At 61.7% G+C, this 22,022-nt stretch carries 17 protein-coding genes and 1 tRNA gene; 9 read left to right on the top strand and 9 right to left on the bottom strand.

Features of this window, described 5'->3' with window-relative positions; all coding sequences use genetic code 11:
* Positions 1-141 precede the first annotated feature (141 nt).
* The 3 genes from mmsB to chvE all read right to left on the bottom strand — a co-directional run bounded on the left by mmsB (position 142) and on the right by chvE (position 4,052).
* Positions 142-1,350, bottom strand: coding sequence for a multiple monosaccharide ABC transporter permease (mmsB, locus tag MKZ91_RS18820; RefSeq protein WP_336172588.1), 1,209 nt, complete (start codon positions 1,348-1,350; stop codon positions 142-144).
* Positions 1,350-2,885, bottom strand: coding sequence for a multiple monosaccharide ABC transporter ATP-binding protein (gene mmsA / locus MKZ91_RS18815; RefSeq protein ID WP_336172587.1), 1,536 nt, complete (start codon positions 2,883-2,885; stop codon positions 1,350-1,352). The genes mmsB and mmsA overlap by 1 nt, the downstream gene beginning before the upstream one ends.
* A gap of 99 nt (positions 2,886-2,984) precedes the next feature.
* Positions 2,985-4,052, bottom strand: coding sequence for a multiple monosaccharide ABC transporter substrate-binding protein (gene chvE, locus MKZ91_RS18810; protein ID WP_336172586.1), 1,068 nt, complete (start codon positions 4,050-4,052; stop codon positions 2,985-2,987).
* A gap of 286 nt (positions 4,053-4,338) precedes the next feature.
* On the opposite strand from chvE, the gene MKZ91_RS18805 reads away from it, so the two are divergent.
* On the top strand, positions 4,339-5,310 hold the full coding sequence (locus MKZ91_RS18805) for a LysR family transcriptional regulator (protein ID WP_336172585.1): 972 nt from the start codon (positions 4,339-4,341) through the stop codon (positions 5,308-5,310).
* 75 nt (positions 5,311-5,385) lie between these two features.
* Positions 5,386-5,835 carry a hypothetical protein gene (locus tag MKZ91_RS18800; protein ID WP_336172584.1) on the top strand — a complete coding sequence of 150 codons (450 nt, stop codon included), beginning with the start codon at positions 5,386-5,388 and terminating at the stop codon, positions 5,833-5,835.
* 3 nt (positions 5,836-5,838) lie between these two features.
* Here MKZ91_RS18800 and MKZ91_RS18795 read toward each other — a convergent pair whose 3' ends face one another.
* Entirely contained in the window at positions 5,839-6,093 is a 255-nt protein-coding gene (locus MKZ91_RS18795; protein ID WP_336172724.1) for a hypothetical protein, read from the bottom strand.
* 338 nt (positions 6,094-6,431) lie between these two features.
* Between MKZ91_RS18795 and iolG the strand changes: the two genes are divergently transcribed.
* Positions 6,432-7,424 (top strand): inositol 2-dehydrogenase, encoded by a 993-nt coding sequence (iolG, locus tag MKZ91_RS18790; RefSeq protein ID WP_336172583.1) that lies wholly within the window; start codon positions 6,432-6,434, stop codon positions 7,422-7,424.
* An 88-nt stretch (positions 7,425-7,512) separates the two neighbouring features.
* Here iolG and MKZ91_RS18785 read toward each other — a convergent pair whose 3' ends face one another.
* Together MKZ91_RS18785 and MKZ91_RS18780 are read right to left on the bottom strand one after the other, a co-directional pair.
* Positions 7,513-9,879 carry a bifunctional diguanylate cyclase/phosphodiesterase gene (locus tag MKZ91_RS18785; protein ID WP_336172582.1) on the bottom strand — a complete coding sequence of 789 codons (2,367 nt, stop codon included), beginning with the start codon at positions 9,877-9,879 and terminating at the stop codon, positions 7,513-7,515.
* A 130-nt stretch (positions 9,880-10,009) separates the two neighbouring features.
* Positions 10,010-11,224: an ROK family transcriptional regulator gene (locus tag MKZ91_RS18780; protein WP_336172581.1), complete on the bottom strand. Its 1,215-nt coding sequence runs from the start codon at positions 11,222-11,224 to the stop codon at positions 10,010-10,012.
* Positions 11,225-11,618: 394 nt separating this feature from the next.
* Here MKZ91_RS18780 and xylF point away from each other — a divergent pair, with 394 nt between their 5' ends.
* From xylF to MKZ91_RS18750, 6 genes are all read left to right on the top strand, one after another.
* Entirely contained in the window at positions 11,619-12,656 is a 1,038-nt protein-coding gene (gene xylF / locus MKZ91_RS18775) for a D-xylose ABC transporter substrate-binding protein (RefSeq protein WP_336172580.1), read from the top strand.
* A 225-nt stretch (positions 12,657-12,881) separates the two neighbouring features.
* A complete protein-coding gene (locus tag MKZ91_RS18770) occupies positions 12,882-14,207 on the top strand; it encodes a sugar ABC transporter permease (protein ID WP_336172579.1) in 1,326 nt (441 codons plus the stop codon).
* A 12-nt stretch (positions 14,208-14,219) separates the two neighbouring features.
* A complete protein-coding gene (locus MKZ91_RS18765; protein ID WP_336172578.1) occupies positions 14,220-15,005 on the top strand; it encodes an ATP-binding cassette domain-containing protein in 786 nt (261 codons plus the stop codon).
* Positions 15,006-15,203: 198 nt separating this feature from the next.
* Positions 15,204-15,280, top strand: a tRNA-Arg gene (locus MKZ91_RS18760).
* 600 nt (positions 15,281-15,880) lie between these two features.
* Positions 15,881-17,491, top strand: a complete 1,611-nt coding sequence (locus tag MKZ91_RS18755; RefSeq protein ID WP_336172577.1) for an amidohydrolase — start codon at positions 15,881-15,883, stop codon at positions 17,489-17,491.
* Positions 17,492-17,736: 245 nt separating this feature from the next.
* On the top strand, positions 17,737-19,473 hold the full coding sequence (locus MKZ91_RS18750; protein ID WP_336172576.1) for an adenylate/guanylate cyclase domain-containing protein: 1,737 nt from the start codon (positions 17,737-17,739) through the stop codon (positions 19,471-19,473).
* 83 nt (positions 19,474-19,556) lie between these two features.
* Here the strand turns inward: MKZ91_RS18750 and MKZ91_RS18745 are convergent, their stop codons facing one another.
* From MKZ91_RS18745 to MKZ91_RS18735, 3 genes are all read right to left on the bottom strand, one after another.
* Positions 19,557-20,111 (bottom strand): OmpA family protein, encoded by a 555-nt coding sequence (locus MKZ91_RS18745; protein ID WP_336172575.1) that lies wholly within the window; start codon positions 20,109-20,111, stop codon positions 19,557-19,559.
* Positions 20,108-20,797 carry a L,D-transpeptidase gene (locus MKZ91_RS18740; protein ID WP_336172574.1) on the bottom strand — a complete coding sequence of 230 codons (690 nt, stop codon included), beginning with the start codon at positions 20,795-20,797 and terminating at the stop codon, positions 20,108-20,110. Before MKZ91_RS18740 ends, MKZ91_RS18745 begins: the two co-directional genes overlap by 4 nt.
* A 398-nt stretch (positions 20,798-21,195) precedes the next feature.
* Entirely contained in the window at positions 21,196-21,948 is a 753-nt protein-coding gene (locus MKZ91_RS18735) for an SDR family NAD(P)-dependent oxidoreductase (RefSeq protein ID WP_336172573.1), read from the bottom strand.
* Positions 21,949-22,022 lie beyond the last annotated feature (74 nt).

Raw genomic sequence — 22,022 nt, 5'->3', positions numbered from 1 at the left:
CGTGGCATTCGCCTTTTCAAGGCAAAAGCGTCCCCGTGGGTGGCCGGAACCACCCAATTCCGGCGGGCCAATCCGCCGATCCTGGCAGCCGCGGCTGCCGGTGAATGTTACTGCTGTGCGTCGGGTCTTGTGGCTTTCAGCTCAACCCTTGTTCTTGTTGTAGACATCGAAGAACACGGCAGCGAGGAGCACGAGGCCCTTGATCAGCTGCTGGTAGTCGATGCCGATACCCATGATCGACATGCCGTTGTTCATCACGCCCATGATGAAGGCACCGATGACAGCACCGATGATCTTGCCGACGCCACCCGACGCCGAAGCGCCGCCGATGAAGCAGGCCGCGATCACGTCGAGCTCGAAGCCGACGCCGGCCTTCGGCGTGGCCGAATTGAGGCGGGCAGTGATGATCATGCCGGCAAGGGCTGCGAGCACGCCCATGTTGACGAAGGTGTAGAAGGTCAGCCGCTCGGTGTTGATGCCCGAGAGCTTGGTCGCCTTGACGTTGCCGCCCATTGCATAGATGCGCCGGCCGATCGTCGAGCGCGTGGTGATGAAGGTGTAGAGCGCAATCAGCACCGCCATGGCGATCAGCACGTTCGGCAGGCCGCGGTAGGTCGCAAGCTGGAAGCCGATGAACAGCGCCACGGCGGCAATGACAGCCATCTGCACCGCGAAGAAGACGAAGGGTTCGTTTTCGGTGCCGTGCTGTTCGTTGATCTTGCGGTCGCGAAGCCCCGCATAGATGGCGTAGCCGACGAGCGCGATGACCGCCACCAGCGCCACCATGTTCTGGATGGTCTCAGGCGCCGGGTTGAGGAAATAGAGGAAGTCCGGAACGAAGCCCGTCGACAGAAGCTGGAATTCCTTCGGGAACGGACCGATCGGGCGACCGCCGAGCACCACATAGGTAAGCCCGCGGAAGACCAGCATGCCGGCCAGCGTCACGATGAAGGACGGGATCTTCTGGTAGGCGACCCAATAACCCTGGGCAGCCCCCATGATGCCGCCAACGATCAGACAGGCGGGAATGACGATGATGGCCGGCAGGCCCCATTTCACAAGCATGATCGCCGAGATCGCCCCGATGAAGGCGACGATCGAGCCGACCGACAGGTCGATATGGCCGGCGACGATGATCAGCAGCATGCCGAGCGCCATGATGACGATGAACGAGTTCTGCAGCACCAGGTTGGTGATGTTGACCGGCTTGAACAGGACGCCGTTGGTGACGAACTGGAAGAACAGCATGATCACCACGAGCGCGACCAAGAGGCCGTATTCGCGGATGTTGTTCTTGAGATAGTCCCCGATCGAGGGCTTGTTGTTTTGGGTGCTCGTATCGGCGACCATTAGTGTTTCTCCCCTGAACGCATGATGGCACGCATGATGGATTCCTGGCTCGCTTCCGCCTTCGAAAGTTCGGCGACGATGCGCCCCTCATTCATGACGTAGATGCGATCGCAGGTTCCAAGCAGCTCCGGCATTTCCGATGATATCATCAGAATGCCTTTACCCTCGGCGGCAAGCTGGTTGATGATGGTATAGATCTCATACTTCGCGCCGATATCGATGCCGCGTGTCGGCTCGTCGAGAATGAGAACTTCCGGATTGGTGAACAGCCACTTGGAAAGCACGACCTTCTGCTGGTTGCCGCCCGAAAGATTGACCGTTTCCTGGTAGATCGAGTGCGAACGGATGCGCAGCTTCGAACGATAGTCGGAGGCGATCTTTGCTTCCTTGCGATCGTCGATGACACCGCTCGAGGCAACCGCCTTCAGGTTGGAGAGCGTCGTGTTCTCCTTGATGTTGTTGATCAAGACGAGGCCGAGCTGCTTGCGGTCCTCGGTAACATAGGCAAGGCCCGCATCGATCGCCTTCGGAATGGTGCTGACGTCGACCGGCTTGCCGCGCATCGACACGTCGCCAGTGATCTTGTGGCCCCAGGACTTGCCGAACAGGCTCATGGCCGTCTCGGTGCGCCCTGCCCCCATCAGGCCGGCGATGCCGACGACTTCGCCGGCGCGCACGGTGAAGTTGACGTCATGCAGGAACTGCCGGTCGCGATGCTGCTGGTGGAAAACGTTCCAGTTCTTCACCTCCAAGAGCGTCTCGCCAATCTTCGGCTCGCGCGGCGGATAGCGGTCTTCCATGGCGCGGCCGACCATGCCCTTGATGATCCGGTCCTCGCCGATGTCCTCGCTGTGACAGTCGAGCGTCTCGACCGTGCCGCCGTCGCGCAGGATCGTGATCTGGTCGGCGACCTGGCGGATCTCGTTCAGCTTGTGCGAGATGATGATCGACGTCATGCCTTGCGTGCGAAACTCCATCAAGAGCTTCAGAAGCGCATCGGAATCCGTTTCGTTGAGCGAGGCGGTCGGCTCGTCGAGGATCAAGAGCCGCACCTTCTTCGAAAGCGCCTTGGCGATCTCGACCAGCTGCTGCTTGCCGACGCCGATGTCGGTGATCAGCGTCGCCGGGCTTTCGCTGAGGCCCACCTTCTTCAGAAGCTGCTGTGTGCGCGCAAAGGTCTGCGGCCAGTGGATCACACCGTTGGTGGCGATCTCGTTGCCGAGGAAGATGTTTTCGGCGATCGACAAGAGCGGCACAAGCGCCAGCTCCTGGTGAATGATGATGATGCCGAGGTCTTCGCTGTCGGAGATGGTCGAGAAGCGGCGGGCTTCGCCGTCGTAGTGGATCTCGCCGTCATAGGTACCGGCGGGATAGACACCGCTCAAAACCTTCATCAGCGTCGACTTGCCGGCACCGTTTTCGCCGACGAGCGCGTGGATCTCACCTTCGCGCACCTTGAAGCTGACATTGTCCAGCGCCTTGACGCCCGGAAACGTCTTGGTGATGCCCCGCATTTCAAGAATGATATTGTCCATGTTCAGTCATTCCAGCGGCAGTCTTTGAAGAGAGTACCGGCTCCGTCATCTGGATAAAAGGGCCCGCGCGGTCACGCGGGCCCCTCGCGTTCAAAAAGATCAGTTGTTGATCTGGTCTTCGGTGTAATAGCCGGAGCTGACGAGCACGTCCTTGACGTTGGACTTGTCAACGGCAACCGGCTTCAGGAGGTAGGACGGAACGACCTTGACGCCGTTTTCATAGGTCTTGGTGTCGTTCACTTCCGGCTCCTTGCCTTCCATGATCGCGTTGACCATGCCGACGGTGACCTTGGCGAGTTCGCGCGTGTCCTTGAAGATCGACGAATACTGTTCGCCGGCAAGGATCGACTTGACCGACGGCAGTTCGGCGTCCTGGCCGGTGACGACAGGCATCGGCATGTCGCCCGAGCCGTAGCCAACGCCCTTCAGAGCCGAGATGATGCCGATCGAGAGACCGTCATAGGGCGACAGAACGCCATCGACCTTGGCGTCGGTGTAGTTCGAAGACAGCAGGTTTTCCATGCGGGCCTGAGCGACCGCACCGTCCCAACGCAGCGTGCCGACCTGGTCCATGCCCTTCTGGCCGGACTTGACGACGATCTTGCCGCTGTCGATCAGCGGCTGCAGAACCGACATCGCGCCGTCGTAGAAGAAGAAGGCGTTGTTATCGTCCGGAGAACCGCCGAACAGTTCGATGTTCTTCGGCTCGGTGGCGCCATCGAGCTTGAGGCCCTGGACCAGCGAGGTTGCCTGCTGCACGCCGACCTGGAAGTTGTCGAAGGTGGCGTAGTAGTCGACGTTGCCGCTATCACGGATCAGACGGTCATAGGCAATGACCTTGACGCCCGAATCGTGGGCCTTCTGCAGAATGTCGGAAAGCGTCGTGCCGTCGATGGCGCCGATGACCAGAACCTTGGCACCCTTGGTCACCATGTTCTCGATCTGGGCAAGCTGGTTCGGGATGTCGTCGTCAGCGAACTGCAGGTCCGGGGTATAGCCGGCTTCCTTGAACAGCTTTTCCATCGTCTCGCCGTCGGAGATCCAGCGGGTCGACGTCTTCGTCGGCATGGAAATGCCGACCGTGCCCTTGTCCTGCGCAAAGACCGGCGCAGCGAAGGACGCGATGGAGATCGCGGCCGCTGCGAGAAGCGAAGTCATCAATTTCATCAGTTCTCTCCCAAAAAATGTTGAAGCCGGCAGGCTATGCCTTTCCGTCTATGCGCAGCAATCCGCCACCCGAGATCGTTGTCTCCGGCTGCGGATCAAGGTGAAGGAAGAACCTCCCCGCCTCGCATGCTCCCACACGCGCTGGCACATGAGCAAAAACTGGAATCAAAACATATAACTGTCAAATACAATATCGCTTTGAACGCATACCAAATTTGGTATATCGCTTACAAACAGTGTGATTTTTGAAAATCCTTGAAAACCAAGAATAGGCGAGTAGCCGAGAATGCGTGACCAGAAACCCGGTACCACCGGCGAAATCTTCGATTCAGCGCTCTTCCGTTCGGGCCTGAAGATCAGCCACCTCCGGCTGATTCTGGCGATCGACGACCACCGGCGCATCAGCGCCGCCGCCGAAGCGCTCGGCATCTCGCAGCCAGCCGCCTCGCGCATGCTGTCGGAAATCGAGACGATGCTGAAGGCGCCCGTCTGCGAACGTGTTGCCCGCGGCGTCGAACTGACGCCTTACGGCGAGGCGCTTGCCAGGCGTGCGCGCACGATCTTCCTCGAACTGCGCGAAGCCTCGCGCGAAATCAACGAACTGAAGACCGGCAGTGGTGGCTCGGTGTCGCTCGGCTCGGTCACCGGGCCGGCGCTCAATCTCGCAGTGCCTGCCATTCGCCAGGTCATCACCGCCTATCCCGGCATCGAGATCAACGTCCAGATCGAAAACAGCAATGTCCTGGCAAGGGAACTGCTGTCCGCGCGGCACGACTTCATCATCGGCCGCATCCCCGATGACCAGCCGCCACGGCTCTTCAACATGGTGGAAATCGGCTACGAGGAAGTCTGCCTCATCGTGCGCGACGGCCATCCGCTGCTCGACAAGCCGATTGTGGGCGCCGAAGACCTGCCCTCCTACGACTGGGTGTTCCAGCCACCCGGCACGCTTCTGCGGCGCGCGGTCGAGGACAGTTTCGTGTCGGCCGGCGTCCGGCTGCCGGCAACCGTCATCAACACATCCTCGATCATCCTGACGCTGTCGATCGTTCGCAACACCAACGCCATCGCACCGGTGGCGCTCGACGTTGCCAACCTGATTGCCGGCAATGGCACGCCAGCCGGCGAGATCCGTATCCTCAAGACCGATATCCCGATCCGCATCAAGCCCTATGGCCTGATCACTGCCGAGGGCCGCGCGCTGCCGCCGAGCGCCAAGCTGCTCTACGACCTGATCCTGAAGCAGGGGCGCGCGTGACCAACCGAACATGTTCCGGGTGATCAGCCCGGGATAATCTCCAGCAGCCATAGTGCCGCCCGAGTTGGAGGCCGCATGTTCGGAATGTCGGTATTTCAGTCGGTGCTCGAACGGCTGAAGGCGGAAGAGGATAGCGAGCCAATAGCGCCGGACGACGCGCATGTGGCGGTGCAGCGTTCGGTTCCGTTTGCGCCGGCATTTGCAGTTGAGAGCGTCGGCGTTGCCGCCTTCGGCGCCGTCGAACGCGCCTACTTCGATGCCGCGTTCATCGAACCTCCACCACCAACTGTCATGCCGGACTACCTCACGCGGACGGGCCTTGCTGATGTCGCCGAGGAACTGGCGCTGACGGAGGACGAAACGGCGACGACCCTTGCGGCAAAAAGGCGGAAGTTTGCCGCAGACAATCACCCCGACCGTCTGCCCCAAGATTTTCGCGCCAATGCGACGGTTCGGATGAAACTTGCCAACATGCTGATCGACGAGGCGGCACTGCAGCTCCGCGGAGCCGCCGCCGCTCTGTGACCATTAGTTGGCGGCGTCCCCCTCGTCGCTCTTGTTCTTCTCGTCGCCTTCGGCCTTGTCCTGTACATTGTCGTTCGGCTTGTAGAAGACCAGCAGCGCCGCCGAGGCATAAGCCGTCATCGCCAGGAAGATCATCCCCCAAACGGTCTGCTCACCGTAGAATTCGACCGCCGTCCACACGCCGCAGAAGGCGACAATCAGCAGACGGATCCACAGCGGGCGATAAAAGGGGTGGTCCGGGTCGATGAGTTTAAGCATTCTATCCTCTGGCAGCCTTGTCTTCAGCGGCCCATTTACGAGAAATTCATCTGAAACAGCAAGCCCGAGACCGGCACCGCCTCTTGACGGACACAACAAAAATGGAATAAAAATTCCGAAAATGTCCACATCGGCCATTTCATTCCGAAAACGAATGGCAGCGATATGGAAATGGAGGAATCGCGGGAGAGACGCCGGCGCAGCGTTTAAACGCGCAATCTTGTCGCGGCATTTCTTCGACCCATTCGCGGATAGAGCATTCTGCGGCGCCTTTGCGCGATGAGCGCCGATCATCACGCCCCTTCCCGGTCGCAAACCGGAATTCGAGAGAAACAGAGATGACAGTGAGATTTGGTCTTCTGGGCGCCGGACGCATCGGCAAGGTTCACGCGAAAGCCGTCAGCGGCAATCCGGACGCCGTGCTCGTCGCCGTTGCCGACGCCTTCCCCGCCGCCGCCGAAGCCATCGCCAAGGCCTACGGCTGCGACGTTCGCACCATCGAGGCAATCGAAAAGGCCGACGACATCGATGCCGTCGTCATCTGCACGCCGACCGACACCCATGCCGACCTGATCGAGCGCTTCGCCCGCGCCGGCAAGGCGATCTTCTGCGAGAAGCCGGTCGACCTCGACGCCGAGCGCGTCAAGGCCTGCCTGAAAGTGGTCAATGAAACCAAGGCCAAGCTGATGGTCGGTTTCAACCGCCGCTTCGATCCGCATTTCATGGCCGTCAGGAAGGCAATCGACGCCGGCAAGATCGGCGATGTCGAAATGGTCACCATCACCTCGCGCGACCCCGGCGCTCCGCCTGTCGACTACATCAAGCGCTCGGGCGGCATCTTCCGCGACATGACGATCCATGATTTCGACATGGCCCGCTTCCTGCTTGGCGAAGAGCCGGTCTCGGTGACCGCGACCGCTGCCGTTCTCGTCGACAAGGCAATCGGCGAAGCCGGCGACTATGACAGCGTCTCGGTCATTCTGCAGACCGCTTCCGGCAAGCAGGCGATCATCTCCAACTCCCGCCGCGCCACCTATGGCTACGACCAACGCATCGAGGTGCATGGCTCGAAGGGTGTCGTTTCCGCAGAAAACCAGCGCCCGGTCTCGATCGAGATCGCCAATGGCGAGGGCTACACCCGCCCGCCGCTGCACGACTTCTTCATGACCCGCTACACCGAAGCCTATGCCAACGAGATCGAAAGCTTCATCGCCGCGATCGAAAAAGGTGCAGAGATCACGCCATCGGGCAAGGACGGACTGGCTGCGCTGGCCCTTGCCGACGCCGCCCTGAAGTCGGTCACCGAGAAGCGGCAGATCAGCCTCGCCTGAGCCTTCGAATATCAGGACTGAAAAACGGAAGGCCGGGCGCTCTTGCCCGGCCTTTTTCATCACGTGTGCATAGAGCAGTGCCCGAGCGTCAGAAGTCAGCGCGCGCCGGCACCTTCTCCCAGCTTCCGACCGACGCTTCCTGCCCCTTGCTCGGCGCAGCACCTGGCCGCCCTGATAGAAACCCCTGGATCTGCAGGCAGCCTTCATCCGCGAGAATTTGCCGCTGCCTTTCGGTTTCCACGCCTTCGGTGACCACCGCGAGCCGAAGGCTGTGGCCGAGCGCGATGATCGCCCTGACAATCGCCTGGGCCGAGGGGTCGCTTTCAAGGGCGGCGGTGAAACTGCAATCGATCTTCAGCTTGTCGAAGGGGAAGGTCTGCAGGTTGCTGAGCGACGAATGCCCGGTGCCGAAATCATCCATGACGATCCTGACACCGAGGATGCGCAGACGAATGAGGGTCGAAAGCACATCATCGCGATTGTGCATCAGCGCCGCTTCGGTGATTTCCAGTTCCAGGCGCCACGGATCGAGGCCGGTCCGGCGCAGGATGCTTGAAACCTGATCGAAGAGGTTCGGCAGCAGAAACTGCACCGGCGAGATGTTGACCGAAACCGGCAGAGGTTCATTCCACCGTGCAGCCTCGGTGCACGCCTGTTCCAGCACCCATTCGCCGATCTGGATGATCGAACCGCTTTCCTCGGCGATCGGGATGAAGATGTCGGGCCCGATCAGGCCGCGCTCCGGATGGCTCCAGCGCAAGAGCGCCTCGTAGCCGATCGTCCTGCCGCTCTGCATTTCCACCAGCGGCTGGTACTCCAGAAAGAACTGGCGGCGGAGAACGGCATGGCGCAGATCGTTTTCAATCTGCCGGCGGGTCCGCACCGCCTCGTCCATTTCGCGATCGAAGAAACAGGCAATGCCCTTGCCGCTCTGCTTGGCGCGATAAAGCGCCGTGTCGGCATTGTTGCGCAACTGGTCGGCCGTCGGGCCGTCGGCAGGATAGACCGCCGAACCGATGCTGACGCCGACGGCGGTCGGATCACGGTTGGTGTCCATCTCGGCGGCAAACTGCGCCAGAATACGGTCGGTGAGCTGACGCGCCGCCTGCGGCTGCGGACCGCCGACCTGGATGATGGCGAACTCGTCGCCGCCAAGGCGGGCAACCGTGTCCTGTTCTCCAGCCGCCTCGCGCAGAAGTTCGGCAACCTTGCACAGGATGCGGTCGCCTTCGCCATGACCGAAGATGTCGTTGACGGCCTTGAAGCGATCGAGGTCGAGGCAAAGGATCGCCAGTTCCTCGCCCCTGACGGCGGCGGCCGCAAGCGTCTGGGAAAGCCGGCGATCGAAGAAGGCGCGGTTTGGCAGGTCGGTGAGAGAATCATGATGCGCCAGATGCTCGATCGTCCTCTCGGCCTCCTTGCGGGCTCTCAAGTCGCGCACGAAGATCACTTCGCATTCCCGGCCACGATACTCGATCGTGCGGCACATGAACTCGACGGGAATGGTGCGACCCTCGGCATTCAGAAGATCAATCTCGCCCGGACCGTCGCCGCGCCTGTGCCCCTCGAGCCCCTCCTCCCCGAAGACGAAGATCTCCGCCGGGGGCCTTCCGGAAAGCGCGGAGAACTTTCGGCCAGTGAGAGCGGCGAAACGCTCGTTGGCTTCGACGATGACTCCATCGAAGACGATGGCCATGCCCTCGAGCGAGGCATTGGCGAGCCCTCGGAGATCCGTCAGGTGCCGGTCGACAAAGAGCGCGCCGAAGGCGAGCACGATCAAGGTCGTTGAAGCGGCGATGACGCCACCGGCAAGCCAGGTGGGATGAATGGTATCGGTAGCCACGACCTCGGCACCAGGCGCAAGAGTGATGCCGCTCATCGATGTGAAATGCAGAGCGCAGATCCCGAGCACCAGAAGCAGCGAGGCAGTGACCAGACGCCGTGCACCGCGCAAGGCGTGAAAGGCATGCAGTGACGCGCTGGCAAGCAGCGTTCCGGTCAATACCGCCGAGACGGTCATCGGCTGATCGTAGTAAATGTGCCCCTGGATCTCGATTGCCTGCATGCCGGTGAAATGCATGGCCGCAACGCCCGCACCGAGCACGAGGCCACCGACAGCCATCGAAAAGCGGAAGCTGCCACAGAGCCCGATGGCAAAGGCGATCCAGGATGCCGCAATCGCCACGATCACCGACAGTGCCGTGCCCAGAGCGCCGTAAGCAACCGGCACGCCGCCGTCAAAGGCGAGCATTGCGATGAAGTGCGTCGACCAGACGCCGATGCCGCAGGCAAAGCCGCTGGCCGCGATCCAGAGACCCTTCTGGCCTCCCTCGCTTCGCTGAACGCGCAACAGCAGCAACATCGTTGCGACACTGCCTGCCAGGCAGACGACGGCGGCAGCCAGGATGAGGCGCCAGTCGTGATCGTCGCGTATGCATGCAATCACTGAAAACATGATCGTCTCCCGCGTCACGGCAAGATTGACAAGGAGTCGCTAAATAACTGTAAATTGTATTAGCAATGCCTCTCGCGCTCGACACAACCCCAAAAATGGTTGGACTGACGCGTCGCGCCTCAACGGTGTCTCACGGGTGACCGGCAGAAGCGATGTCGCCGTCGATTGCGCCCAGCGCCCGCTCCAGATGTCCGTCGAAGACGAGACGCTGCTCGTCAAGCGTGATCGAGATCTCCGGCGGGCCCTGGAGACGGACCTGCATCGACTGGGCGAGCCCTTCGTCGAGCCCGGGGCGCATAAGATCGAAGTAACGGGTTCCGGGCCCGGTGACGTGCACAGGCATGCGTTCGTAAAGGCTCAGCATGCGCGAAATGCCATTGCCAAGGGCAATGCCCGCCTGCCGGAAGGCATAGCCGGCCATGCGGTGGCCCTGCCGCGCGCTGGCGGCAATTTTGTCGAGTTCGGCAACGGGCACGAATTTTGCGGGTATCGTATCGGGCGGCACCTCGAACGCCGCACGCAGGATTCCGTAAAAACCGGCGGCAGCCTCGATGCAGCCATAGGCGCCGCAGCGGCAAAGGCCCGCAGAAGGCGCGTGCAGCATATGGCCGAAGTTCGGGGCGCTGACATCCATTTCGCCGGTGCGGCCCGTGCGGGCAACGCCAAGACCGATGCTGTGGCCGAGCGAAATGGCCGCCAGCGCCCGGAAACCTTGGTCGGGTTTGCGCTGCGCCTGGGCGGCAAGCGCCTGGGCAACAAGCAGGGTTTCGTTGTTGAGCATGACCTTGGCGCGCCAGTGCGGCGCAAGCAGCGCTGCGAAATCCAGCTCCTCCCGGCCAAACACCGGCGACCACAGGAGCCGTGCGGCCTCGCCGTCGACAAGGCCCTTGCTGCTGATCGAAACCGCCAGCACCTGGCCGCGCTCCAGCCGCGAGCGCTGCAGCAGACGATCAAGCGCTTCCGTGAAGGCGTGGGCAAAGGCCGCAGTGCCACGTTCGTCGTGGTTTCGCACCTCGTCGAAGCGGTCAAGTAGAGTGCCGCCATAATCGGTCAGCGAGTATTGCACGAGGTCGGAAGAGATCCTGACAACGATGAGATAGCCGCAGTCCCGTCGCGGCATGAACAGCACCCGCGGCCGGCCCCGGCCGCCCTGGACATGCTGCTCTGCCTTGGCAAGAACGCCAGCCTTCTCCAGTTCCGCCGTGATCGCCGAAACGGTCGCCGAAGCCAGGCCGGTCTCGCCTGAGATTTCGGTATGGGACAGATTGCCCGCGCGCCGAAGTGCGGCCAGGACCAAGGCGCTGTTTTGCTGGCGCACGAGCTCAGTGCTGGACTTGGTCAGCATGAGACGTCCCTGCCCTTGGCGGATCCTTCGAACACATGCTCCTCCCAAAGCATCTGTTGAATGTCGAGACAAGGCGCAGCCGGCCTTGTCGACAGCCTTCTGTGGCATCGATTTTCTTGACCGTCGAGAAACAATCCACGGGCCGCTCGTGCGTGCAACCAGGCGGCGATCGCAGACAATTCCCTTCCCCTTCCGAAAGCGCCCTGTTGAAGCCGCCGGTACCGGGTTCGCCGCTCTGTTGACAGCCTCAAAAATCCATGACATTCATTTTCTCGACTGTCGAGAAAATAATTCCGCACGGAGTAGCGGCAAGGTTTACGGCAGCGTTTCAAGGCTGGCTGAGGATGGTGCGGGAGGTTCGCACGCTTGGCCGGCTGTCACTCGGGAGGATAAAATGAAATCCGTTTTGAAGCTGATGGCAGGCGTTGCCGTCATCGTTTCCCTGCATTCCGTTGCCCAGGCAAAGGACCTGGTCGTCGGCGTTTCCTGGTCGAACTTCCAGGAAGAGCGCTGGAAAACCGACGAAGCCGCCATCAAGGCCGCCCTCGAAGCATCTGGCGACAAGTACATCTCGGCTGACGCACAGTCGTCCGCTGCCAAGCAGCTGACCGACATCGAATCGCTGATCGCCCAGGGCGCCAACGCGCTGATCGTGCTTGCCCAGGACAGCGACGCCATCGGCCCGGCAATTGAAAAGGCCGCTGCCGAAGGTATTCCGGTCGTCGGCTACGACCGCCTGATCGAAAACCCGGCCGCCTTCTACATCACCTTCGACAACAAGGAAGTCGGCCGCATGCAGGCCCGCGAAGTCTTCAAGGTGAAGCCGGAAGGCAACTACGTCTTCATCAAGGGCTCGTCCGCCGACCCGAACGCCGACTTCCTCTTCTCCGGACAGATGGAAGTGCTGAAGGAAGCCGTCGACGCCGGCAAGATCAAGAATGTCGGCGAAGCCTATACGGACGGCTGGAAGCCTGAGAACGCCCAGAAGAACATGGAGCAGTTCCTGACCGCCAACGACAACAAGGTCGATGCGGTCGTCGCCTCCAACGACGGCACCGCCGGTGGCGCGGTCGCGGCACTCGACGCGCAAGGGTTGGCCGGTTCCGTCCCGGTCTCCGGCCAGGACGCCGACAAGGCGGCGCTGAACCGCGTGGCACTCGGCACGCAGACAGTCTCGGTCTGGAAGGACTCACGTGAACTCGGCAAGCGCGCCGCAGAAGTCGCTGTCGAACTTGCCGGCGGCAAGAAGATGGAAGAGGTCGCAGGCGTCACCACCTTCAACGGCGGACCGAAGGGCGTGGCCATGCAGTCGGTCTTCCTTGCTCCCTTGCCGATCACCAAGGACAACCTGAACGTCGTCATCGACGCGGGCTGGATCTCCAAGGAAGAAGCCTGCCAGGGCGTCAAGGGCGACGTGGCGGCTTGCAAGTAAGCCGCATCGGCAAAATCAAGCGCTGAGCTCAGACAAGCGCCGCAACGCACTCCGTTGCGGCGCTTGCACAAGGTGCGTACGCGGCGGACAATGCCGCAAGCGCGACCGCCGCAGCGTGAGGCAAACGCTCGATTTCTGCCGTCGCACCAGACTTGTCGCGTCTCTTTCGGCTCTTGGTGCCCGATGCGACGACATCAACAACATAAGTGGGGGGAAGGCACGTCCATGGCCGACATCACACAAGGCAAGACACAGAGTGCACAGGCAAATCGTGCCCGTGTCGCGGACGAAAACCCGGTGAAGCGCTTCTTTCGCGCCACCGAAATCGACACCCGGCTGCTCGGCATGGTCGGCGCGCTCGTCATCATCTGGCTCGGCTTTCAGATCATGACCGGCGGCCTGTTCCTGACGCCGCGCAACCTGTGGAACCTGACGGTCCAGACCTCCTCCGTCGCCGTGATGGCGACCGGCATGGTGCTGATCATCGTCACCCGCAACATCGATCTGTCGGTCGGCTCCGTGCTCGGCTTCTGCGGCATGGTCATGGGCGTCATGCAGGTGAAATTCCTGCCGCAGTTCTTCGGCCTCGAACATCCGGCCATCTGGATCATCACGCTTGCCTGCGGCATTGCCGTCGGTGCGGCAATCGGCGCGCTGCAGGGCTCGATCATCGCCTTTCTCAACGTGCCTGCCTTCATCGTCACGCTCGGCGGCCTGCTCGTCTGGCGCGGCGCCACCTGGTTCGTCACCAGCGGCCAGACGGTCGCGCCGATGAACACCACCTTCCGTCTGCTCGGTGGCGGCACCGAAGGCTCGATCGGCGCCACGGCCAGCTGGATCGTCGGCGTCCTCGCCTGCATCGCCATCGTCGGCGCCATCTTGAACTCGCGCAAGCAGCGCAAGCGCTTCGGCTTCCCGCTGCGCCCGGTCTGGGCGGAGTACTTCCTGTCGATCCTCGGCTGCGTGCTGGTGCTTGGCGCGATCTCGGTTGCCAACCACTACTACTGGCCGACCAACATCGCCCGCAAATACGCCGACGCCAACGGCATTGCCTGGCCGGACGGCGGCCTGCAGATCTCGCACGGCATCGCCATTCCGGTGCTGGTCGCGATCGCCGTCGGCATCGTCATGACCTTCATCGCGACACGCCTGCGCTTCGGCCGCTACGTCTTTGCCCTCGGCGGCAACCCGGAAGCAGCCGAGCTTGCCGGTATCAAGACGCGCTGGGTCACCGTCAAGATCTTCACGCTGATGGGCATTCTCTGCGCCATCGCCGCGGCGATCTCGACCGCCCGCCTCAATGCCGCGACCAATGCGCAAGGCGAACTCGACGAGCTTTACACGATCGCCGCAGCCGTTATCGGCGGCACCTCGCTTGCCGGCGGCGTCGGCACCATCGCCGGCGCAATGATCGGTGCGCTCGTCATGCAATCACTACAGTCGGGCATGGTGCTCCTGGGGATCGACTCGCCGTTCCAGCGCATCGTTGTCGGCGTGGTCCTCGTCGTTGCCGTCTGGCTCGACACCATCTACCGCGCCCGCGCCAAGTAAGGAGTACGATCCATGAAAGACCAACGCACTCCGCTTGTGGAAATGAAGAACATTTCCATCTCCTTTGGCGGCATCCACGCCGTCGACAACGCCTCCGTCGATCTCTACCCCGGTGAGGTCGTGGCGCTGCTCGGCCATAACGGCGCCGGCAAGTCGACGCTGATCAAGATCCTCTCCGGCGCCTACAGGCGCGATGCCGGCGAGATCCTGATCAATGGCGAGGCTGCCGACATCAACAACCCGCGCGATGCCAAGAAATACGGCATCGAGACGATCTACCAGACGCTCGCCGTCGCCGACAATGTCGACGCCGCCGCCAACCTCTATCTCGGCCGTGAGCTCAGGACCCCCTGGGGCACGCTCGACGACGTGGCGATGGAGGCCAAGGCTCGCGAGGTCATGGGCCGCCTCAATCCCAACTTCCAGCGCTTCAAGGAGCCGGTGAAGGCCCTTTCGGGCGGCCAGCGGCAATCGGTGGCGATCGCCCGCGCGATCCTGTTTGACGCCCGGATCCTGATCATGGACGAGCCGACGGCAGCGCTTGGACCGCAGGAAACCGCCCAGGTCGGTGACCTCATCAAGCAATTGAAGCGCGAAGGCATCGGCATCTTCCTGATCAGCCACGACATTCACGACGTCTTCGATCTCGCCGACCGCGTGTCTGTGATGAAGAACGGCCAGGTCGTCGGCCAGGCCCGTACCGAGGACGTCACCAAGGACGAAGTGCTCGGCATGATCATCATGGGCAAGGTACCGCCCAAGGCGATCCCCGGACCCGGCGCCATGCAGATGGCCTGAACTCCCGCTCGGCGGCGCGCCTCCCCGGCGCGTCGCCGAGCACCTATTTGACGGATGGCAGCAGCCGGGCGCACGAACGTCTGCAAGGGGCACCTGCAAATTCCCCTGCGAACTCCGTCATTTCACCATTGATGCGGCGACAAAGCTAAGCTATGAACCGCTTCACAGCCTGCTTCGGCGGCCCTGCCGCCAACGGATGCACCCGTAGCTCAGCTGGATAGAGTGTTGGATTCCGATTCCAAAGGTCACAGGTTCGAATCCTGTCGGGTGCGCCATTTCACCATTGTCCATCCCGGAGACATAGGTAACAGCTTGTCCCTAAGACATGGGTGACAACCTCGTGCCGAACGGGTTGTCGGTTCCAGATCGATATTGCTCAGATCATAGTGCATGAAAACGACCCTCCCCCCGAAGCGATCCGCAGCCATTCCGGGCGTCCTCGACTTCGCCTTCTCCGGCTAGAGGCCTCCAGGCGCCGCCCCGCGAAATGGATGAATTTGCGTGGACCGAAACCGGGAATTGGATAATAGTGAAATCGTCGACCTGTTCTTCGCCGCAGGTGGAGAGGGTAAACGAGGGTTAGCGGGTCACGCACAATCACAGCCCAGCAGTGACGGCTGAGGACGGCGGGACGGACGTTGCCGAGCCGCCTGACAAAGCGTGATGCGCAGAGGTGAAGGATGTCTGAACGGCTATTTGACTGCGCCTGTTGCAGCGGGGCGTTTGGCAACTTCTTCGCGTCGCAACCTGGCGTCGAAGAAACTGCGGGCCTGACCGGGAGCAGGGTCAGCCGCCGCGCATTCATGGGCGTCGCGGCAGCTGCGGGACTGGGGGCAACCTTCACCGGGACCACCTTTGCCCAGGACACTCCGACCATGATTTTCATCGGCGGCACCATCCTCACCGTGGACAGGGACTTCTCCGAGGCCGAAGCGATGGCCATCCGCGGCAACCGGATCATCGCCATCGGGGCAGAAGCGGACGTGCGCGCCGCGGCGGGCGAGAGTGCGACGGTGTTCAACCTCGACGGCAAGGTGATGCTCCCTGGCTTTGTCGACCCGCATACTCACGTTGTCGCGGGCGCCATTGTGGACGGCATCATGGATTACGTCGGCATGGCGCGTTTCGCCACCACACAGGAAGTGCTCGACCATCTCAAAGCCAAGACGCAAGAGACCCCTGATGGCGAATGGATCATGGGGCGCAATTTCGATCCCGCCGTTCAAGCCGGTCCCGACGCGCTGACCTTTGCCGAGCTCGATGCGGTCTCGACCACCATCCCGATCTTCATTCTCAACGCATCCGGACATCTGGCCTATGCAAACTCGAAGGCGTTCGAAGCCGCCGGCATTCCCGCAGACGTCGTGAATCCCCCCGGAGCGGAGTTCGTCCGCGATACTTCCGGCAAACTGACCGGTACGATCAAGAACAATGTTGCCTTCGTGAGGATCCTTGAGAAAAGTCCGGCGATGGTGCGCGCCGAACCGGTCTCCGCGTTGATCGGCCTGCTTGCCGACTGGGGCCGGCTCGGCCTGACGACGGTCAGCGAATTGTCGCTGGGCGCCCTGACCCAGTCGCCCGCCGACCTGGCGATCATGACGGCCGCAGCCAAGTCCGGCCAACTCACGGCGCGCATCCGCGCCTATCCGTTTTATACGCTCAGCACGGAGGCCTGGGGCGCTGCGGGGGTCAAGCCGGGCGACGGCGATGCCATCGCGCGGGTTGCCGGATACAAGCTGGTCGCCGACGGCTCCAACCAGGGTTTCACCGGGCTGCAGCGCGAGCCCTATCTCAACTCGGACAGCCGCGGCAGCCCGTACATGACTGTCGAGGAACTGAAGGAGATCGCCGTCGACCGCGCGGGCAAAGGCTGGCAGCTCGCGATCCACGGCAACGGCGATGCCGCCATCGACAACGTGCTCGACGCATGCCAGGCGGTGCGCGACGCCGGACTGGACATGAGCAATGTGCGCGCCCGCATCGAACACTGCTCGATGCTCCATGACGACCAGATTGCGCGGATGAAGAACCTTGGCGTCTCCGCAAGTTTTCTCATCGGCCACGCCTATTATTGGGGCGTCTGGATGCGCGACAGCGTGTTTGGCCCGGAAAGGGTCCAGCAGCTCGTTCGCTGCCAGAGCACCGAGAATGCGGGCATCGGCTTCACCCTTCATTCCGACTTCATGGTCACCGATCCCAATCCGCTTCATATGATTGAGATGGCGGTCACCCGACGCACCTGGAAGGAGCCTGACTTCGTGCTCAATCCCGACGAACGCATATCGGTCGAAACCGCCATCCGTGCGATCACATCCGAGGCTGCTTGGCAGCTATTCTCCGAGCACGAGATCGGCAGCCTTGAAATCGGCAAGCTGGCTGACCTCGTTATCCTCGACCGTGACCCCCGAAAGGTCGATCCGGACAAGATCAAGGACATCAAGGTCGTGGAGACCTGGATGGATGGCGAGCGGGTGTACGAGGCATAGGATGGATGCGGACGGGGGCGAGCCCGCCCGCAAAGTAGACCTGCACCTGACGCAGGTTGTCTTCACTCGTAGCCGATCAAAGGACAAATGCGCCGTGCGTTCAAATGAACGCGCTAAGGATGCTCTAGCTAATACACCCCGCGCTACAGCAGCCGAACGCCACAACGCCCCGGTCTGACCTTGATGACCTCTGCCCGCAAAGAAGCTACACTGCCTGGTAGTTCACAAAATCTGAGCGATCCCCGATGGAGCGTCGGCTTTCTGCGATCCTCTCGGCCGACGTGGTCGGCTTCAGCCGCCTGATGGGCTTCGACGAGGTGGGCACGCTCACCGCGCTTAAGGCGCATCGCCGAGAACTCATCGACAGCAAGATCGCCGAACACCACGGGCGCGTCGTCAAGGTTACGGGCGACGGCATGCTGGTGGAGTTTCCAAGCGTTGTTAATGCGGTTGCATGTTCAGCCGAGATCCAGCGGGCCATGCCCGCACGCAACCAGAATGTGCCACAAGACCGCCGCATCGAATTCCGCGTCGGCATCAACCTGGGCGACGTGATCGTGGACGGCGACGACATTTTCGGGGACGGCGTGAACGTGGCGGCACGCCTGGAATCCATAGCTCCGCCCGGCGGCATCATGATTTCGGCCGCGGTCCGCGATCAAATCGGCGAGCGGCTTTGCCTGGCGTTCGAAGACATGGGGGAACGGGAATTAAAGAACATCGACCGTCCGATCCATGTCTTCCGCGTATCGCTCGACGACGCACAGTTGGCGCCGGAAAGGCTGTCGCTCGATGCTTTGGCGGTGCCGAGCAAACCCTCGATCGCCGTGTTGCCCTTCGCCAACATGAGCGGCGACCCGGAACAGGATTACTTCGCTGACGGACTTGTCGAAGATCTGGTCACCAGTCTGTCGAAGGTCTCAGGCCTTTTCGTCATCGCCAGGAATTCCACTTTCGCTTACAAAGGCACGAACCCAGACATACGCCAGGTCGCCAAGGAACTCGGCGTCCGCTACGTGCTTGAAGGAAGTGTCCGCAAGGCCGCAAATCGGTTGCGCATCACCGGACAACTGATCGAGGCAGCCTCCGCGACCCATCTTTGGGCCGACAAGTTCGAAGGCGCGGTCGAGGACGTTTTCGATCTGCAGGATAGCCTGACAGAGACCATCGTCGGCGCGATCGAGCCGTCGCTGCGACGTGCCGAAATCGACCGGGCGCGCCGCAAGCGACCCGGCAGTCTCAACGCCTATGACCTGTATCTTCGCGCCATGCCACATGTGCACGCAAACACGCCCGCCGATACCGACGAGGCGCTGCGTCTGCTCAACGACGCCCTGAAGCTTGACCCGAACTACGCCGCGGCGCACGGCTATGCAGCCTGGGGTCATGAGCAGCGCTTCTTCCGTGGCGGCTTCCATCCCGAGGACAGGGCCGCCGCGCTGGAGCACGTCGATATCGCGTTGAGTATCGGCGCGAATGATGCGCAGGCATTGAGCATCGCGGCTTTCGTCCACGCCAACATGACTCGTGACTATGAAGGCGCGATCGGAGTGCTCGAGAGGGCGCTAAAACTGGACTGCAATTCGGCGCTGGCGTTCGGGTTCAGCGCCCTGGCGAACGCCCACAGTGCGCAGTGTGAACGGGCGGTTGAGCACGCCCACAAGGCGCTGCGGTTGAGCCCCTTCGATCCATTGAACTATCACCCCTATTGTGCGCTTGCGATCGTCAATTTGTTCCGCAGCCGTTTCGCCGAGGCCGCCGCCTATTCGACGCTGGCAATCCAGTCCAACCCGCACTTCAGCGTGTCCCATGCCTATCTGGCGATAAGCCAAGTCAATCTCGGCAATGTTGCCGCGGCACGCGCGGCGGCACAGCGGCTGCGGGAGGTCGCACCGGGCTTTACGGTCGGTGTATTCGAACGGGGTCCGTCGTCCACGAAAGCGCTCGCCGCCGCGTTGCGAAAGAGCGGTCTGCCCGATTGAGCCGCGGGTGGACGGAGAGGCTGAGCCTGACCTGCTTCCCGCGGTTGCTGAGATCGGCGAATACCCGGAAGGACGCCTTGCAATCACAGTGCGTCGCGTTCTGTCCTCAGATTGGAAACCACGCGCCGGTTCTGCACCTTGCAGGAGCGCTCGGTGCAGTCGCGCACCTCGCGGTCGTTGCCGTAGCCCTTGGCCCACATGCGGTTCGGATCCACGCCCTTTGAGGCGAGATAGGCCATCGCCGCGTCGGCGCGCTGCTGCGACAGCGACGCCATCTTCGATGCCGAGCCGCTGTCGTCGGAGAAGCCCTGCAGCTTGACCAGCCAGCGCGGGTTGCTGTTGAGCCAGATCGCCTGTTTGTCCAGAGTTGCCTTGGCGACGCTGTCGAGCGCGGCCGAATCTTGCGTGAAATAGGTCCGACGGCCGACGTTGAGGATGAAGTCCTCTTCACTGCCGACGGAAACCGTTTCGAAACCGGGCGCCGGATCGTCGGTCTGTCCGGTCATCGGCACGACAGTCGGTTCTTCGACCGCGGCGATCTCGGTGGTGTTGCAGGCGGCAAGCGTCAGGAGCATGGCGGCCGCAAAGAGCGACCTCGTCAATCCGGTCACAGCAGACATCAGGGTGATATTCCTCATTCGACCGGGGTGGCGACCGGGTTGGCGACCGGGGTTGCTTGGCTGACCTCTGGGGCCTTGTCGGCGATATGCGGCAGGACCTGCACGGCGGTGCCGATCGGGCAGCGCTGATAGAGATCGATCGCATCCTCGTTGAACATGCGGATGCAGCCGCTCGAGGCATCCTTACCGATGCTGCCCGGCTCCAACGTGCCATGGAAGCGATAGCCGGTGTCGACGCCATCACGCAGCAGATACATGGCTCGGGGGCCGAGCGGGTTCTTCGGCGAACCGCCCTCGACGAACTCAGGCAGTTCGGGGTGGCGCTTGCGCATCTCCGGTGGCGGCGTCCAGCGCGGCCAGAGCGACTTGCGGTCGATCGTCGCGCGGCCATACCATTTGAAGCCGTCGCGCCCGACGCCGACGCCGTAGCGGATGGCCGTCTTGTTCTCCATGATCAAATAAAGGAAGTGGTGCCGGGTATCGACGACGACGGTACCGATCGGCTCGCTACTGAAATACTTGACGACCTGTCGCTGCCATTTCTTGTCGATCTTGGCGAAATTGGTGCTGCGATAGGTCACGCCATTATCGACGGCAGGGCCGGAAAAATAAGACGTCGCCGCAGCGAATGCCGGTTTCTGAAGAGCGTCGGCACCGAGCAGCGCCAAACCACCAAGCATAATATCCCTGCGGGTGCATTCCATCGGCAATATCCCCCGAAAAGCCAAGCAGCGAGGTGGCAGTAAATCAGATTTTTTGATTGCCACAACAGAAAATTCTCGGGCGAGGTTTGTTCAATGAGCTTCAGGCAAGGAGTTTCTTGTCGATATCTGCAGGATTTTATGGGGTTTTTCGTGCGCGCCAGGGTTAGTTGATCGGTTTTACCCTCCCGTGTCTTCGATTTGCACACATCCGGCGCCTGACGTCAGGTTAGCTTCGTGACAGGGCATCGCTTCTGCCCACCCGATTTTCCCGTTACTGTTGAAGACAATGAAGAATTTTGAGTTTTATTCCGTTTATCAACGATGGAAACGGCGCGCATTCATTCCGAATGCGCGCCGTTGGTCCGTTGCCCGCCCTCACGCCTTGTCGGCGGCAAACCTCACCACGGCACTGTTCCACCTTCCTCGGAAAAGGTGCCCGTCGGACCGTCCGGTCCCAGCATGGCGAGGCGTACGGCTTCGCGCGCACCCTCTTCAACCGTGCGCGTGCCACGGAAGCCGTTGAGGTCGGTTGCGGTGAAGCCCGGGCAAGCCGCGTTGACCTTGATCCCGGTGTTTTCAAGTTCGACCGCAAAGGCAAGCGTGACCGCATGCACTGCAGTCTTTGACGGGCTATAGGCCGCACCGAAGACGCGACGGTGCGCGTAGTGCGGATCGGCGTTGAGCGTCAGGGAACCGGAAGAGCTTCCCATGTTGACGATCCGGCCGAGGGGAGCCTCGCGCAATAGCGGCAACATCGCCTGTGTCACGGCCATCAGTCCGAAGACATTGGTCTCGTAGATCGCCCTGATGTAGTCCAGCGGCGCCTGGCTTGGGGTGTTGTGCCTGAGCCTCTCCTCAAACGATGTGTCGGGCGGCGCGGTGCTTGCGATCCCCGCATTGTTGACCAGCACGTCCAGCCGGCCAAATTCGTTGCGAACACGATCGGCAGCAGCCGAAATCGAGGCCGCATCGGTCACATCAAGCTGGACCGCGTGTGCGTCCCCCGCAACCGCCCTTGCCGCCTCCTCCCCCTTTTCCAGATTGCGCGAACCGATAAGGACGGTGAGCCCGTTCTTCGCCAGGTCCTTGGCGATCTGCAATCCAATGCCCTTGTTGGCCCCCGTGACCAGGGCGACTGGTTTTTCATGCATGGCTTTCTCCAATGAAAGAACGCAAGGGGCAGAACGCCTTGAGTTGGCGGCTTTCCTTGGGTTCGGTTTTGTTC

The sequence above is a fragment of the Ensifer sp. MJa1 genome (assembly GCF_037026475.1).
GTDB lineage: Bacteria > Pseudomonadota > Alphaproteobacteria > Rhizobiales > Rhizobiaceae > Ensifer.
This window is presented reverse-complemented; position numbering and strand designations above follow the sequence as displayed.